This window comes from Candidatus Devosia phytovorans (genome assembly GCA_029202405.1).
Lineage (GTDB): Bacteria > Pseudomonadota > Alphaproteobacteria > Rhizobiales > Devosiaceae > Devosia > Devosia phytovorans.
Genome location: CP119312.1, coordinates 1,858,370 through 1,874,157, shown reverse-complemented (window position 1 = coordinate 1,874,157; position 15,788 = coordinate 1,858,370). Strand labels below are relative to the sequence as shown.

General features: G+C 62.6%; 17 protein-coding genes. 11 read left to right on the top strand and 6 right to left on the bottom strand.

Translation table 11 applies throughout. The features are described from left to right. Positions 1-1,041, top strand: coding sequence for a polysaccharide deacetylase family protein (locus P0Y65_09365; GenBank protein WEK06429.1), 1,041 nt, complete (start codon positions 1-3; stop codon positions 1,039-1,041). A 1-nt stretch (position 1,042) separates the two neighbouring features. On the opposite strand, the gene P0Y65_09360 is transcribed toward P0Y65_09365, so the two are convergent. After that, entirely contained in the window at positions 1,043-1,249 is a 207-nt protein-coding gene (locus tag P0Y65_09360; protein ID WEK06428.1) for a DUF2842 domain-containing protein, read from the bottom strand. A 78-nt stretch (positions 1,250-1,327) separates the two neighbouring features. Between P0Y65_09360 and P0Y65_09355 the strand changes: the two genes are divergently transcribed. The 3 genes from P0Y65_09355 (at position 1,328) to rpsI (ending at position 3,667) form a co-directional block, all read left to right on the top strand. Further along, positions 1,328-2,392 carry a COX15/CtaA family protein gene (locus tag P0Y65_09355; protein WEK06427.1) on the top strand — a complete coding sequence of 355 codons (1,065 nt, stop codon included), beginning with the start codon at positions 1,328-1,330 and terminating at the stop codon, positions 2,390-2,392. 326 nt (positions 2,393-2,718) lie between these two features. Next, a complete protein-coding gene (rplM, locus tag P0Y65_09350; protein WEK06426.1) occupies positions 2,719-3,183 on the top strand; it encodes a 50S ribosomal protein L13 in 465 nt (154 codons plus the stop codon). Position 3,184: 1 nt separating this feature from the next. Beyond that, positions 3,185-3,667, top strand: coding sequence for a 30S ribosomal protein S9 (gene rpsI, locus P0Y65_09345; protein WEK06425.1), 483 nt, complete (start codon positions 3,185-3,187; stop codon positions 3,665-3,667). A 58-nt stretch (positions 3,668-3,725) separates the two neighbouring features. Here the strand turns inward: rpsI and P0Y65_09340 are convergent, their stop codons facing one another. Beyond that, the gene (locus tag P0Y65_09340) at positions 3,726-4,574 is read right to left on the bottom strand and encodes an NAD(P)H-binding protein (protein WEK06424.1); all 849 of its coding nucleotides are present in this window, start codon (positions 4,572-4,574) and stop codon (positions 3,726-3,728) included. A gap of 118 nt (positions 4,575-4,692) precedes the next feature. Between P0Y65_09340 and P0Y65_09335 the strand changes: the two genes are divergently transcribed. The 3 genes from P0Y65_09335 (at position 4,693) to P0Y65_09325 (ending at position 7,361) form a co-directional block, all read left to right on the top strand. After that, the gene (locus P0Y65_09335; GenBank protein WEK06423.1) at positions 4,693-5,328 is read left to right on the top strand and encodes an SdpI family protein; all 636 of its coding nucleotides are present in this window, start codon (positions 4,693-4,695) and stop codon (positions 5,326-5,328) included. 175 nt (positions 5,329-5,503) lie between these two features. Next, positions 5,504-6,883, top strand: a complete 1,380-nt coding sequence (locus P0Y65_09330; protein ID WEK06422.1) for a dicarboxylate/amino acid:cation symporter — start codon at positions 5,504-5,506, stop codon at positions 6,881-6,883. 118 nt (positions 6,884-7,001) lie between these two features. After that, positions 7,002-7,361, top strand: coding sequence for a VOC family protein (locus P0Y65_09325; GenBank protein WEK06421.1), 360 nt, complete (start codon positions 7,002-7,004; stop codon positions 7,359-7,361). Positions 7,362-7,568: 207 nt separating this feature from the next. Here the strand turns inward: P0Y65_09325 and P0Y65_09320 are convergent, their stop codons facing one another. From P0Y65_09320 to P0Y65_09310, 3 genes are all read right to left on the bottom strand, one after another. Continuing rightward, entirely contained in the window at positions 7,569-7,991 is a 423-nt protein-coding gene (locus P0Y65_09320; protein WEK06420.1) for a hypothetical protein, read from the bottom strand. Positions 7,992-8,076: 85 nt separating this feature from the next. Then, on the bottom strand, positions 8,077-8,472 hold the full coding sequence (locus tag P0Y65_09315; GenBank protein ID WEK06419.1) for a hypothetical protein: 396 nt from the start codon (positions 8,470-8,472) through the stop codon (positions 8,077-8,079). A gap of 105 nt (positions 8,473-8,577) precedes the next feature. Then, positions 8,578-9,897: a glycosyltransferase gene (locus P0Y65_09310; GenBank protein ID WEK06418.1), complete on the bottom strand. Its 1,320-nt coding sequence runs from the start codon at positions 9,895-9,897 to the stop codon at positions 8,578-8,580. Between the two features lie 417 nt (positions 9,898-10,314). Between P0Y65_09310 and P0Y65_09305 the strand changes: the two genes are divergently transcribed. From P0Y65_09305 to glpX, 4 genes are all read left to right on the top strand, one after another. Next, entirely contained in the window at positions 10,315-11,529 is a 1,215-nt protein-coding gene (locus P0Y65_09305) for an LL-diaminopimelate aminotransferase (GenBank protein ID WEK06417.1), read from the top strand. Positions 11,530-11,608: 79 nt separating this feature from the next. Further along, the gene (locus P0Y65_09300; GenBank protein ID WEK06416.1) at positions 11,609-12,574 is read left to right on the top strand and encodes an ABC transporter substrate-binding protein; all 966 of its coding nucleotides are present in this window, start codon (positions 11,609-11,611) and stop codon (positions 12,572-12,574) included. Between the two features lie 240 nt (positions 12,575-12,814). Beyond that, on the top strand, positions 12,815-14,155 hold the full coding sequence (locus P0Y65_09295) for a homoserine dehydrogenase (protein WEK06770.1): 1,341 nt from the start codon (positions 12,815-12,817) through the stop codon (positions 14,153-14,155). 35 nt (positions 14,156-14,190) lie between these two features. Further along, entirely contained in the window at positions 14,191-15,177 is a 987-nt protein-coding gene (glpX, locus tag P0Y65_09290; GenBank protein ID WEK06415.1) for a class II fructose-bisphosphatase, read from the top strand. Here the strand turns inward: glpX and P0Y65_09285 are convergent, their stop codons facing one another. After that, positions 15,178-15,735: an AAA family ATPase gene (locus P0Y65_09285; protein ID WEK06414.1), complete on the bottom strand. Its 558-nt coding sequence runs from the start codon at positions 15,733-15,735 to the stop codon at positions 15,178-15,180. Positions 15,736-15,788 lie beyond the last annotated feature (53 nt).

Here is a 15,788-nt window from a genome sequence, read left to right as displayed (position 1 = left end):
ATGTCGCTGAAATACACGGCCATCCGGGCGATGTTCGAAGCCCTGTGGCTGTCGCGGCTGCCCCATCTCATCCGCACGCTCTCCAAATCGCGCGGGGTGATCTTCACATTGCACCGTGTGTTGCCGGAGAAACCTGCCGACTTCTCGCCCAATGCGATCCTCCAGGTGCAGCCCGACTTCCTCGACTATGTCATCGAGCGCGTCCGGGCGCTGGGCCTCGACATCGTGACGCTGGACGAAGCCATGGAACGCCTCGCTGCGCCCGAGGGTGGGCGGCAGTTCGTCGTCCTGACCTTTGACGATGCCTACAAGGACAATCTGCAATACGCCCTGCCGATCCTGCGCAAGCACCAGGCGCCCTTCACGCTCTATGTGCCGACGGCGCTGGTCGACGGTGTGGGTGAGCTCTGGTGGCAGGCAATCGAAGATGTCATCGCCCGCCAGGACGCCATCGCGCTGACGAATAATGGCCATACCGACTATGTCGACAGCAAAACCACGGCGCAGAAGAACCTCGCCTTCAACACGCTCTACTGGCAGATGCGCAAGGCGCCCGAGCCCGAGCGCCTGAAACTGCTGCGCAGCTTCACCGAAGCCTATGGCTATGACCTCGAACAGCAATGCCGCGCGCTGATCATGGACTGGCAGGAGCTCAAAGCCTTTGCCAGCGATCCGCTCTGCACCATCGGCGCCCACACCGTGCATCACTATGAGCTGGCCAAGCTGCCGCTCGATCAGGCGCGCAGCGAGATCGAGCAGTCGGCCGATATCCTGCTGGCCCAGTTCGGCAAGCGCCCGGCGCATCTGTCCTATCCCCTGGGCGGTCCGCTCTCCTGCGGCCCACGCGAATTTGATCTTGCGAAAGAGCTGGGTTTTGCCACGGCGGTGACGACGCGCCCGGGTGGCCTCTATGCCCACCACGCGCAGACGCCACTGGCCCTGCCGCGCGTCTCGCTCAATGGCCTCTTCCAGTCGCGGCGCTTTGTCGACGTCTTTGCCACCGGCGCCATCTTTTCGGTCATGGGCAAAATTACAGGATAAATCAGGCGTCTGGCTTGGCCATCCAGCGGATGATCGCCATGGCCGGATAGAGCCAGCCCATGCCCGCAACCATGAAATAGGGCATCAGGATCCAGATCGGCAGGTCGGGCGGGAAGGCCAGGTAGACCGAGGTGAAGAGGCTGAGCCAGGCCACGATCGAGCCGAGGATCAGCAATATTCCAAGAGCTTTGCGGTTGCGCTGGGTCATGTGCGGCAAGAGGCCTATTGCAGGGACGGGCCCTGGGGCATACCACTCCGCGCTTATGACCGACACCGGGAAACTGCCGTGACCACCGCCCAAAATGCCGCATTGAGTGAGACCACCCTGGCCAGCGATCGCCTGCGCCCAGTGCGGATCTGGCTCTATTCCATGGCCGCCTTCGTGCTGCTCATGGTGGTAGTCGGCGGCATCACGCGGCTGACCGAATCCGGCCTCTCCATCACCAGCTGGAAGCCCATCTCGGGCACGATTCCGCCGCTGAGCGACGCCGACTGGAATGCCGAGTTCGAGGCCTACAAGCAGATCCCGCAATATATGGTCAACAACAGCTGGATGTCGCTCAACGACTTCAAATACATCTTCTTCTGGGAGTATCTGCATCGCCTGCTCGGTCGCGTGCTGGGCGTGCTCTTCGCCGTGCCCTTCCTCGTCTTCCTCGTGCAGAAGCGCTTCACGCCCCAACTGGCCTGGCCGCTGTTCGGCCTCTTCATCCTCGGCGGTTTCCAGGGCGCGCTGGGCTGGTGGATGGTCTCCTCGGGGCTGACCGAGCTGACATCGGTCTCCCAATATCGCCTCGCCGCCCATCTGACCGCCGCGTCGCTGCTTTTCATCGCGCTGATCTACGTGCCGCGCTCGCTGGAACCGGGCCGGGTCACCGGCTTCGTTTCCGGGCAGAACATGGCCTCGGCCGTCATCCTGCTCGTGCTCATCATCCTCCAGATCGGGGCAGGGGCCTTCGTTGCCGGGCTCGACGCCGGCATGGGCTACAACACCTGGCCGCTGATGGATGGCGCGCTGGTGCCAGATGGGCTGGGCGTCATGCAGCCGTTCTGGCGCAATCTCTTCGAGAACAACCTGACCGTGCAGTTCATCCACCGCACCATCGCCTATGTCATTGTGGCCTATGTCGCCGTGCTGCTGTGGCAGCAACACGCCATGGGCGGCTACAAGGGCGTGCACGGCTGGCTGCCGCGCCTCGCCATCCTCATTCTGCTGCAGGCCGTGCTGGGTATCATGACCCTGCTGCACGCCGTGCCGATTTCGCTGGCCGTCGGCCACCAGGCCCTGGCCTTCATGCTGGCCGGCGTCACCATGGCCTATATCGCCGACATGCGGCGGGTGAGGGCATAAGGCGATACGCGAAGTGTCTTTGTCGGGTACCCCCACCTATCGTCTCCCTGATAGGGGGAGGGACTGCGTAGTGGTGAGGGCAAGATCGTGCCAAGAACGCGATCTGATCCCTCCCCCTTTACAGGGGGAGGCTAGGTGGGGGTACTCTCCCTTACCTCGAAGTCGAAAATGCGGTAATATTATACCGTATAGTTAAGTCATTGATTTTACAACACTAAATCAAACCTATTGACGAGGGGTGGAATCCCCCCTACACGGACCGCCGAACGTGCCGCTTTCGTCTCTGGATGGAGGCTGCAAGCCCCCAATTTCTAGGGAAATTCAACATGAGCACTTACTCGGCAAAACCGAGCGAGATCGAAAAGAAGTGGATCCTGATCGACGCCGATGGCCTCGTCGTGGGTCGCGTTGCTTCGATCATTGCCTCGCGCCTGCGCGGCAAGCACAAGCCTACCTTCACCCCCCACATGGACATGGGCGACAACATTGTTGTCATCAATGCCGACAAGGTGAAGCTGACCGGTCGCAAGCTCGACCAGCACAAGTTCTACTGGCACACCGGCTATCCGGGCGGCATCAAGGACCGGACTGCCCGTCAGCTCCTCGAAGGCCGTTTCCCCGAGCGCGTGCTCGAGAACGCCGTGCGTCGCATGATGCCGGGCGGCCCGCTGACCCGCGCCCAGCTCAAGAACCTCCGCGTCTACTCGGGCGCCGAGCATCCCCATGAAGCGCAGAACCCGGCTACGCTGGACGTTGCTGCGATGAATCCCAAGAATGCGCGGGTGAAGTAATATGGCCGAAACCATCAACTCCCTCGAAGACCTCGGCACCTCGACCGTCGCTCCGGCTGTGAACACCGCTCCGGTGCATGCCCAGAAGCTCGACGCCCAGGGCCGCGCCTACGCAACCGGCAAGCGCAAGAACGCTGTCGCACGCGTCTGGATCAAGCCGGGCAAGGGCACCGTGACCGTCAATGGTCGCGAATTCGCCACCTACTTCGCCCGTCCGGTTCTGCAGCTGATCGTCAAGCAGCCGATCGTCGTCACCGAACGCAATGACCAGTACGACGTCGTCGTCACCGTTGCCGGTGGTGGCCTGTCCGGCCAGGCCGGTGCCGTTCGTCACGGCATTTCCAAGGCCCTGAACTTCTTCGAGCCGGGCCTGCGCCCGATCCTCAAGAAGGGCGGCTTCCTGACCCGTGACTCGCGCGTCGTCGAACGCAAGAAGTACGGCAAGGCAAAGGCCCGTCGTTCGTTCCAGTTCTCGAAGCGCTAAGCTCGAACTGCTGCATCTTTTGGAAAGGGCCGGGAAACCGGCCCTTTTCTTTTGGCGTTCAGGACACCAGCCCGGCGATGTAGTCGTCGAGCGTGACACGGCCGCGGGTGGGGCTGCTCGGCAGATCCGGCTTGTCGAGCGTCGCAGCGGTCATCCGGGCAAAGGATCTGGCGGAAACCTCCGAAAATCCGACGGCGCGGAAGCTTTCTTCCCACTGGTCCCGCGGCGTGGTCTGAACGGACACTGTCCGCCCAAGATGACGCGCAAAGCTCGCCGCAACATCGGAAAAGCTGTAGCGGGCTGGGCCCTCCACATATTTGATGCCGACGTCCTCGACGCCGCTGACCAGGCGCTCGACCGCCGCTGCAGCCAGATCGTCAAGCGCAACCATCGGTAGCGCGAGGTCAGCCGGAAAAGCCGTCGGCAACACACCTTCGCCTGCTGCTTCGGCCAGCATGTCGAGATTGGTGAAGTAATAGGCGCCGCGATTGATGGCGACCGGAATGCCGCTGGCGAGCGCCAGGCACTCGAATTCATGCAGCGTCGAGAGATCGCCGATCCCATCCCCGGGCTGAGCGCCATAGGTCGAAGCCAAGACCACTTTTCCCAGGCCGCTTGCGTTAAGGGCTGAGGTGATGCTGCGTGCCGTCCCCAGTTCCTCGGCATTGCTGTCACCGGCCGGATCGCCCGGCGGATTGAGGAGGAAAGCGCGCTTGCCGCGCTGCAATATCCGCTCCAGCGCCGCATTGTCGCGCAGGTCGACAACGACGGGCTCGACCAGGTCCGCCCTGATTGCATCTGCCTTTTCCGCGCTGTGAACGACAGCAAGCACGGGCTTGCCCGCCTGCCGCAGCGCCTCGGTAACGCGCGAGCCGATATTGCCGCTGGCACCCAATATGATGAACATGAAAACATCCTTCCGTTGCAATTGGCCAATTGTTGAACGGCAATAGGGTTTCATTCCCGGACGACATTTCCTGTCAGCAAAGCTTCCCCCCGACCGGCGGGTGCGTATATCTGGCCGCATGCAAAACCTCGTCACCCGCTTCCACCTGCTGCTGCTGACCGTGACCCTGGCGCTGACCGGCGTTGGCTATCTGCGCATTCCGCTGACCTATGCCTTCCCCGCCCATTGGTCTGCCAGCAATGCCGACTGGCTCTGGCCGCGCGATGTGCTGCTGGTGGCGCCGCTGCTGCAGGTTGTGCTGCTGGCGCTGTTCTTCGGCCTCGGCCGGGCGCTAACGAAAAACCACTATGCCAAGACCCAGCACATCTTCGATCCGGCGATGACCCTCGTGATGGCCGTCATCGCCGCCAGCCAGCTCGGCCTGCTGTTCATGGGCATAGGCTCCGACCTCGACCTCATCCGCTTCACCAGCTTTGCCCTGGCGCTCACGCTGTTCGGGCTGGGCGTCGTGCTCTTCGAGGCCGAGCGCCACACCTATGCCGGTCTGCGCATGCCCTGGTCGATCCGCTCTGACAGCGCTTGGCGCTGGGTGCACCGCATCACCGGCTTGGCCTTCGCCCTCTGCGCGATAGCGCTCGCCGCGCTGGCTTGGTTCGACACCGGGGCAGGGGTGCTGCTCACGGCTTTCGCCACGGCCCTGTTGCTTCCGCCGGCCCTCGCCGGAATCGCAACTTTGATCCTGAGAAAAGCCTGATCTGGACTGGCTTTGCGCTAGCCGGGTGAGACTCGATATGAATTTTCCATTCCGCCTGTGGAAACGGAACGCCGTGCGCAGCAACTCGCGCGGGCTGGGCGTAGATTGTGGCTAATTTCGAGGCAGAGCGCTCAATATCTGGGCGGCGCCATCGGCAAGAATAACAGGTCACTGCATGTCACCCACCACCCTCTCCGCTGCCCGGGCGCCCAAGGCCCCCAAACCCTTCTATCGCTCCTTCGGCTTCCAGGTCCTCGCCGCCATGGTGATCGGCCTAGCTCTCGGCTACATCGCCCGCACCATGGGCCCCGACGCCGCCGGCAATCCGAACTGGCTGGTCCAGACCCTTTCCACCATCGGCTCCACCTTCGTCTCGCTGCTGCGCGCCCTGGTCCCGGTGCTGGTCTTCACCGCCATCGTCGCCTCCATCGCCAATCTGCGCGAGCTCAACAATGCCGCCAAACTGGTCTGGCAGACGCTGCTCTGGTTTGCCATCACCGCGTTGATCGCCGTGGCCATCGGCATTGCGCTCGGCCTCATCATCCAGCCCGGCCTCAATAGCGCCGTGCTTGCCGATGCCGCCAAGGCGCCGGCCTCCTCGGGCTCCTGGCTCGATTTCCTCAAGGGTCTGATCCCCTCCAATATCCTGGGGCTGCAGGCATCCACCCGCGTCACCGACGGCTCGGCCACCACCAGCCTCAACTTCAACGTGCTGCAGATCCTTGTGGTCTCGATCGCCGTCGGCATCGCCGCCCTCAAGGTCGGTGCCGCCGCCGACCCCTTCCTCGCCTTCAACCGTTCCTTCCTCAAGATCGTCCACAAGATCCTCTGGTGGGTCATCCGTCTCACGCCCATCGGCACCGTGGGCCTGCTCGGCAATGCCGTGGCCGTCTATGGTTGGGACGCGCTGGCCCAGCTCGGCTGGTACTCGGCGGCCATCTATATCGGCCTCGCCCTGGTGCTTTTCGTGGTCTATCCGGTCCTGCTGCAGGCCCATGGCCTCAACCCGATCCGCTACTTCCAGAGCGCCTGGCCGGCCATCCAGCTGGCATTCGTATCGCGTTCCTCCATCGGCACCCTGCCGCTGACCGAGCGCATCACCGAGCAGAACCTGGGCGTGCCACGTGAATATGCTGCCTTCGCCGTGCCACTCGGCGCCACCACCAAGATGGACGGCTGCGCCGCCATCTATCCGGCGATCTCGGCGATCTTTGTCGCCCAGTTCTTCGGCATCCAGCTCGGCATCCAGGAATATCTGCTGATCGTCTTCGTATCGGTCATCGGTTCGGCCGCGACGGCCGGCCTGACTGGCGCCACCGTCATGCTGACGCTGACCCTCTCGACCCTGGGCCTGCCGCTCGAAGGCGTCGGCCTGCTGCTTGCGGTCGATCCGATCCTCGACATGGGCCGCACCGCTGTCAACGTCGCTGGCCAGGCGCTGATCCCGACCATCGTCGCCAAGCGCGAAGGCATTCTCGACCAGGCTGCCTACGATCGCGGCGAAAGCATCGAGGCACTCGACGCCAATGAAGGCAGTGCTGTCCCGGCCCAATAGGCAAGAGACATTGCCGAAATGCAGAAAGGGAGGCGCAAGCCTCCCTTTTTCGTGATCTGCTGACACAAGCCGTCAGCAGCGCCATGGTCAATGGAGCCTCCATGCAAGGAGACCTCCAATGCTCAATCACCTCGGCCTGCGCACGGCCCAATTCGACGCACTTCTGGCCTTCTACAAGGCAACTCTGGCGCCGATCGGCTACACCGTCATGATGGAATATCCCGGGGCCGCCGGCCTGGGTAAAAGCGACGCCGACTTCTGGATCGGCGCCGATGAAAAGGGCGGCTCCAATGTCCACCTGGCCTTCAAGACCGATGACCGCAGTGTCGTCGGCGCCTTTTACGAGGCCGCCCTTGCCAATGGTGGCAAGGATAATGGCGCACCAGGCCTGCGCGACTACAGCCCGACCTACTACGCCGCCTTCGTCATCGACCCCGATGGCAATAATCTCGAAGTCTTCTGCACCGCGGCCCAATAGGCTGCAATTGATCACCAGACGGTCAACACATGCGATGTCACCCCGGCCTTGAGCCGGGACCCATCCCGAGATCTTGCATCCTGCCGCCAGGTCGTCGTGCTGGCCACAACCATCTTGCGGCGGCGGTTTGATCTCAGGATAGGCCCCGGCTCAAGGCCGGGGTGACACCGTAGGTGTGAATATTTTCGTGCCTCAGACGGGTTCGGCCTACCAGCCGATCATCGGCATCACGAAATCGGAAATGGCGCTGTCGAACTCGTGGTTGAGCGCGTATAGCAGCCCTTCTTGGGTGAAATCGACCTGGCCTGCTTCTTCCACTTCGGCCAGCACGTCCTGCAACTCGTCCTCGTAGAACTTGATCGCCAGAACCTCCCGCAGCCGGGCCTCGGCCTCGGGCTGCAGGGCCATCGTCTCCGCACGCACTTCGACCGGATCGGCGTCATTGCGCCAGACCGCAGGCTTTGCGGCGAATTGCTCGATCAGCGCATCGACCCGCGCCTCATAGCCCCCGTTGAAATTCAGCTCTTCAATGATCCGGGAAATAGTTTCGGGTGTCTGCGCCGCAACTGAGGAACCGAGGCCCATCACCACGGCAACAGCCGCCGCGTACCCACTCAAAAATCGACCCATGCGCAATGTCTCGCCTCCGCAAATGATCAAACGGATGGAAGCTGCGGGAGAACCGTGATGATATTGTGGTGTTTCAACGGCTTGGCTAATGGCCGCCACTGCCCATCGCTACCACCAGGGCATAGGCGGACATGGCATTATAAATTTCGGCCTTGAGCGCATAGCTCACCTGACCGGGCAGGTCGTCGAGCGACATTCCCTCGTCCAGCATGAGCTTGAGCATCTGCAATTCACCCATGCTGCGGTTCTGATCGAGGCTCAGCGCCAGCATGCTGGTCACCTGCGCCCGCTCATCGAGCAGATACTGCCGCACCTCGCCCTGCAGCTTGCGCACATCCTTGGTCGTTCCGCCGATCAAGCCGTTGTCGGTCATCCCCGTCACAGTCAAGTCGACATAGCTGTCATAGTCCTCGGCGAAGCCCATCGCCTGAACCACTTCTGCGGCCGTGGCGATCGACTGCGCCTGTGTCGGGACGTTCAAAAGCAATGCGCAAATAACGGCGGCAGTTCTAAAAACCCGCAAAAACATGGGTAGCCCTCAATCAAATCAGGCTGCAGAAACAAGACGATGGAAATATGACGCGCTTCAGCCGACCAGCTTGAGCGGTGCCTTCGCCTGCTTGACCTTTTTCGGCTTCTTGAGGTGTGGCGGCACGTAGCTGGTCATCACGCGCTCGATCACCTTGATAGCCTTGTCCGTGCCCTGTTCGCCATGCAGCTGTTCGGCGAGGTCGGCCGCGTTGCGGCGGTAGTCTTCATTGGTCGAGAGGTCCGCCAGGGCGCCGGCGAGGATTTCCGAGGTCAGCTTGCGCAGGCGCACCGGCTTGGGGCCGCAGCCCAGCTCATAGACCCGGCGGCCCCAATAGGGCTGGTCGACGATCTGCGGCACGACAAAGGTCGGTCGGCCAAGATGGAGACCCGCCGAGGTCGTCCCAGCGCCGCCGTGATGCACCACCGCCGAGACATATTTGAACAGCTTGTCGTGCGGCGCCTTCTCGATGGCAAAGATGCTATCGGGCAGGTCCTGCGGATTGATGCCGCCCCAACCGCGCGCCACGACGGCCCGGCCGCCCCACATGGCGACGGCTTCCTTGAGAATCTTGGTGTTGCGCTCGGCGCCAAAGGGCATCGAGCCGAAGCCGATATAGACCGGTGCGTCGCCCTCGGAGAGGAACTTCTGGAATTCCGGCGACGGCTGCCAGTCGGTCCGGTCTTTGAGCTGCCAATAGCCGGTGACGATGGCGCCCTTGGGCCAGTCACGCGGGCGCGGCGACACGACGGTGGAATAGGGGTAGAGCGTCGTGAGGTACGTGCCGTCGGTATTGCGGAAGAAGCCACCATTCTTGCGCGCTTCCAGACCCATCAGCTCGCGGCGCAGCTTGTTGCGCGGCAGGTTGTAGTAGATCTGCTGCACGGTCATTGTCGCATAGCTCAGCTTGTTGAAGGCTGGACCGAAATCGGCGCCGTAATACATGCAGAGCGGGAATTCGCTGGTCGAATTGAGCGGCTGCAGCGCGACCATGATGGCCGGGATGCGCAGCGCTTCGGCAATGTCGATGCCAAAGCTGGTGTTCATGTTGAGGATCAGCATGTCCGCACCCTGGCACATGCGCCAGGCATGGCGGGCGGCGGTGTCGACGATCTGCTGGCCCTGCCGTAGCAGGCTCGGGCCATTGATGAGCATGGATTGGCTCATCGCATTCTCGAAACGCTGCTGGTTGAGGAAGGACTGGATCGATGGGCCAAGCGTATGGAATTCGATTCCATAGCCTTCCACCATGTCCTGGAATTCTTCCGATGCGCCCAGAACGACGGAGTAGCCGCGCTCCTTGAGCGCAATGGCCAGGGCCAGATAGGGCTGAACGTCGCCTTGCGTGCCGATCGTCACCAGGGCAATGCGCTTCAAGTTCGTAACCTCACCATATGCCGTCCTGAGCCGAAGGTTGGCACCCTTCGGACCATTTACAATACCCCTGCAAGGAATTATGAACGGCCTTATCGATACCTGATTTCCTTACAAAAATCATCTCTGAAGGGCAAGGGACATGCCGTCTCTATACACTGTTGCTAAGGTTGGAGCCTCGCTCGCCATTGGTGCAGTGCCCTGCGTTGCGTCAGCAATCGCTGCGCTTGCGGTTTCCGCGGCGGCAAACGCCCGCTAGCTCTTCCCGCGTGGCCCGCCCATGGGCCGGGAAGAGCCGAACACGATATTCCGGCCCAAAGCAGGCCGTTTAACCCGTTCACAACCATAATTCCGCGATAATCCACGCCTCAAACAGAAGGCGTAGCGCTGATCGGCGCGTCGCGGCCACCCGAGGAAATCATGAGCGCAGACTTCCACAAGATCCGTCGTCTTCCCCCCTACGTCTTTGCCCATATCGATCCGCTGAAGGCCAAGGCACGTTCCGAGGGCGTTGATGTCATCGATCTGGGCATGGGCAATCCCGACATGCCGACCCCCGAGCATATCGTCGCGAAGCTCCAGGAGACGGTGAAGGATCCGCGTACCCATCGCTATTCCACCTCGCGCGGCATTCCAGGCCTGCGCAAGGCACAGGCCAGCTATTACGGCCGCCGCTTCGGCGTGAAGCTCAATCCCGATACCCAGGTCGTTGCGACCCTGGGCTCCAAGGAAGGCTTTGCCAACATGGCCTCCGCCATCACGGCACCCGGTGACGTGGTGCTGGTGCCCAACCCCACCTATCCGATCCATTCCTTCGGCTTCCTGATGGCCGGTGGCGTCGTGCGCTCCATGCCGGCCGATCCCAACGAGGATTTCCTGCGTTCGCTCGACCGCGCCGTGCGCCACTCGATCCCCAAGCCGATTGCCATCGTGCTGAACTATCCGGCCAATCCGACCGCCTACACGGCCGACCTCGATTTTTACACCGAGGTGGTGAAGTACTGTAAGGCCAACGACATCTTCATCCTGTCCGATCTGGCCTATTCCGAGATCTATTTCGACGAGGACGCGCCGCCGCCATCCGTGCTGCAGGTGCCCGGCGCCATGGACATCACGGTGGAATTCACCTCCATGTCGAAAACCTATTCCATGCCCGGCTGGCGCGTCGGCTTTGCCGTAGGCAATGAACGGCTGATCGCTGCATTGGCGCGTGTAAAGTCCTATCTCGACTACGGTGCCTTCACGCCGATCCAGGTCGCCGCCACCGCAGCGCTCAACGGCTCCGATGACGTGATCGAGGAAGTGCGGAAAATCTACAAGCACCGCCGCGATGTCATGGTGGAAAGCTTTGCCCGCTCTGGCTGGGACATTCCCGTGCCCAAGGCCACCATGTTTGCCTGGGCGCCCATTCCGCCCCAGTTCGCCCATCTCGGCTCGCTCGAATTCGCCAAGCTGCTGATCAAGGAAACCGGCGTCGGCGTCGCGCCCGGCGTTGGCTTCGGCGAATATGGCGATCAATATATCCGCCTGGCTTTCGTCGAAAACGAACAGCGCATCCGCCAGGCCGCCCGCAACATCAAGAAGCTGCTCGGCTCCAAGGCCGGGGCAGGCAATGTCGTGCCGCTGGTCAGCTAAGGCGCTGCGCACGACAAATTACATGACATGATCGCTCACCTTTCGTATGGAAAACCAATCTCCGTACGAAAGGCGCGCCATGCGTATCCGCTCTCTGCTCGTCGCTTTGCTGCTCGCCGCCCCGGCTGCGCCTGCATTCGCCCAGGATTTTCCGGTCACCATTCCGCATGTCTTCGGCGAGACCACGATCGAGGCCGAGCCACAGCGCGTGGTCACCTGGGGCTGGGCCAGCCAGGACGCCGTTCTGGCGCTCGGCAAGATTCCCGTCGGCATCCCCCATTTCGCCTATGGCGGCGACAGCGAAGGCGCGCTCGGTTGGGACCGTGACGCCGTCGCCGAGCTCGGCGGTGATTTCCCCACCATCCTGCCGGCCGGCAATGACGCGCCGATTGAAGCCATTGCAGCGCTGGCGCCCGACCTCATCATCGCCGTCTATTCGGGCCTGACCCAGGACGAATACAATATCCTCCGCGGCATCGCCCCCGTAGTGGCCTATCCAGAAGTGCCGTGGAGCACCTCCTGGCAGGAGGTGATCACCACAACCGGCAAGGCCATCGGCAAGCCCGTTGAGGCCGAGAACCTGGTCGCCGAACTGCAGCAGTTCATGGCCGACGAAACCGCGAAATATCCCGAGGTCGAAGGCACCAGTTTCGCCGGCATTGCCGAATATAATGGCGAAGTCGCCGTCTATGCCGGCCTCGATCCGCGCATGAGCTTTCTCGAAGACCTCGACATGGTGCTGGCCCCCAGCGTCACCGAGCTGGCCCAGGGCGAAAGCTTCTTCTATTCGCTGAGCTACGAAACCTTTGACCAGTTATCTGCCGACATCCTGATCTCCTATTTCGAGACCCCGGAAACCGACGCGGCCTTCTTCGCCAATCCAATCGTCGCGCTGCATCCCACGGTGCAAAAAGGCGCCGTCGCTCATGTCATCGGCGCGGATTTGATCAATGCCATCTCCCCGCCCACCGCCCTCTCGATCCGTTGGGGTTTCCCGCAATATATCAAATTGATCGCCGAAGCCGCGAAGGCTGCTGGCAAATAAAGGCTTGGGCCATTCGGCTGCGGCCCAAACTCCTATTGACGGCTAGGCGAATTCCTATGCAGATGCGCTCCCATGAGTGACATTGCTTCCTTCCGCCACGCCGTCGAAACTTTCATCTCTGCCCGGGGCTGGACGCCGACCCGTTTTGGCCGCACCGTCGCGGGTGATCCGCTGTTCGTTTTCGACCTGCGCGAAGGCCGCGAGCCGCGCTCGGAAACCCGCACGCGCATCCTCAAGGCCATGCAGGATTTTGGTGATGGCGAAACCCAGGCACCGCTGCGCGTCGGCGTCGCGGGCCTCGGCAATGTCGGCGCGACGCTGGTGCGGATTCTCCAGAAGGACGGCGCCGAACTCACCAAGAAACTGGGCCGCCAGCTGGTGGTGACGGCCGTTGCCGCGCGCTCGCGTTCCCGCGACCGCGGCATCGACATTTCCGGCCTCGAATGGTTCGACGATCCGGTGGCGCTGGCAAAATCCGACGGCATCGACCTTTTCGTGGAATTGATCGGGGGCGAAGACGGCCCGGCCTTTGCCGCGGTGAAAGCCGCCCTCGAAATCGGGCGTCCTGTTGTCACGGCGAACAAGGCGCTGCTCGCCAAACACGGCGTGACCCTCGCCAAGATGGCCGAGGAATCCGGCGCCCAGCTCGGCTTCGAGGCTGCCGTGGCCGGTGGCATCCCCGTCATCAAGACCCTTCGCGAAGGCCTGGGCTCTGCCCGGATCGCGAAAGTCTTCGGCATCATGAACGGCACCTGCAATTATATCCTCACCCGCATGGGCAATGAGGACATCTCCTTCGCCGATTGCCTCAAGGATGCTCAGGCCCTCGGCTATGCCGAAGCCGACCCGACCTTCGATGTCGAAGGTTTCGACACCGCCCACAAGCTCTCCATCCTTGCCACGCTCTGTTTCGGCTACGAGATCGCCCCCGACCAGATCCGGGTGGAAGGCATTTCCCGCATCACCCAGCACGACATTAAGGTCGCCGCCGAACTCGGCTACAAGATTAAGCTGCTCGGCATCGCCCAGCGCACCGACCAGGGCATCGAGCAGCGCGTGCATCCGACCTTCGTGCCCAAGGGCTCGGCCATTGCCGGTGTCGATGGCGTGATGAATGCCGTGGCGCTCGAAACCGACCATGTGCACGAGCTGCTGCTCGCCGGCCCCGGCGCCGGTGGCCCGCCGACCGCGAGCTCGGTTCTCTCCGATATTCTCGACATTGCCCGCGGCACCCGCGTGCCCCCGCTTGGTGTGCCGTCCGAGGAACTGCTGCCCTATAAACAGGCTCCGATGCGCGCCCATGACGGCGGCTATTACATCCGCCTCAATGCCAAGGACGTGCCCGGCGCGCTCGCCGCCATCACCACGCGCATGGGCGAGCGGGGGATAAGCATCGACAGTGTCATCCAGCGGTCCGATTTGAACGCTAAGGCCGTCTCGCCGGACGGCTCGCCCACCCGCACGGTGGTGATGATCACCCAGCAGACTTTGGAATCAGGCGTGCGTGAATCGCTTGCGCAGATCGCCGCCGACGGGTTTATCGTGGGTGAACCGCAGTTGATCCGGATCGAAACGCTCTGAACCCCACCGGGGCGAACAGGGCTCCGGGAGGGAAGATGAAGCTATCCAAGGCCGAGGGCGCCAGAAGCCCCGCCAACCTGCACCGCAGCCTGACGCTCGAACTGGTGCGCGTCACCGAAAGCGCCGCCATTGCTGCCGCCGAATGGCGCGGCAAGGGTAATGAACAGGCGGCCGATGAAGCCGCCGTCGCTGCCATGAAGGACGAGCTCGACAGCGTCGCCATCTCCGGCCGCATCGTCATCGGCGAGGGCGAGGCCGGCGAGGTCGACAATCTCTTCATCGGCCAGGCCGTCGGTGGCGGGCAAGGGCCCGAGGTCGATATCGCCGTCGATCCGCTGGAGGGCGTCACCCTCTGCGCCAAGAACCAGCCCGATTCCATCGTTGTCCTCGCCATGGCCGAGCGCGGCGGCCTGCTCAACGTCGCCCGCAATGTCTATATGCACAAGATCGCCATCGGCGCCGGCTATGCGCCGGGAACCGTGCATATCGACTGGACGGCCACCGAGAATGTGAAGGCCCTGGCCAAGGCCAAGGGCGTGCCCCTCAGCGAAATCACCGCCATCGTGCTCGACCGCCCGCGCCATGCGGGCCTCATCGAGGAGCTGCGCACCACTGGTGTTGCGGTCAAACTCATCAGCGACGGCGACATTGCCGGTGTCATCCATGCCGTCAACACCGAGGACACCGGCGTCGACATCTACCTCGGCTCCGGTGGCGCCCCCGAAGGCGTGCTGGCCGCGGCAGCCCTGCGCTGCATCGGCGGTCAGATGCAGGGCAAGCTGATCCTTGACTCATCGGATAAACGCAGTCGCGCCCGCGAAATGGGCATCACCGACCCCAGCCGCATTTACGACGTCACCGAACTAGCCTCCGGCGACGTGCTGGTTGCCGCCACCGGCGTGACCGACGGCACCTTATTAGAAGGCGTCCGCCTGCGCCGCAACGCGGTCGAGACCTCCACCATCGTCATGCGCAGCTGGAGCCAGACCGTGCGCTGGATCAAGGCACAGCACGCAAGGTAGTCAGCGGCCAGCTGTCACTTTGAAGAAGTTTGACACTGGCCGTTCTGCACGCCAGCCGCTGAGAATCTTGTCGACATTGACCTCGGCTCCATCGAGCGACTGGACTTCGAGATCATAGCTGCGGTCGCGATGGATGGTCAGAAAATCCTGTTCGGCGCTGCCGCCGGGGCGATCGCCACGCGCCTCCTCGCGGCGGCGCAGCTCGTCCACCGGGCAATGCACGGCCACGAAAAGCACATCGAACGGGGTGAACAGCTCTGCCAGCTCCGCCTGCCAGTTCGGCGTATCGAGAATATGCTCGACGATCAGATTGTTGCCTGCGTGCGCGTAGGCGGCCAGGGAAGCATGGAAGCCGTCAAAGAAAGGCTTGCGCATCAGCTTCCAGTTGAACGCGCCCGTCTTGACCCGCGCCAGCGGCAGGACGCCCGCGTCGCGCAGATGATCGATGGAGATATGCCAGAAGGGCAATTCGATCCGCTCCTGCAGCATTCGCGCCAGGGTGGATTTGCCACTGCTGGAGGCGCCGTGCAGAAAGATGATGCTGGCGGGCTCGGTCATCGACACGTCTCCTCGGGCTGGACGGCGCAACAAGCATGCTCTCGCGGCAGCCG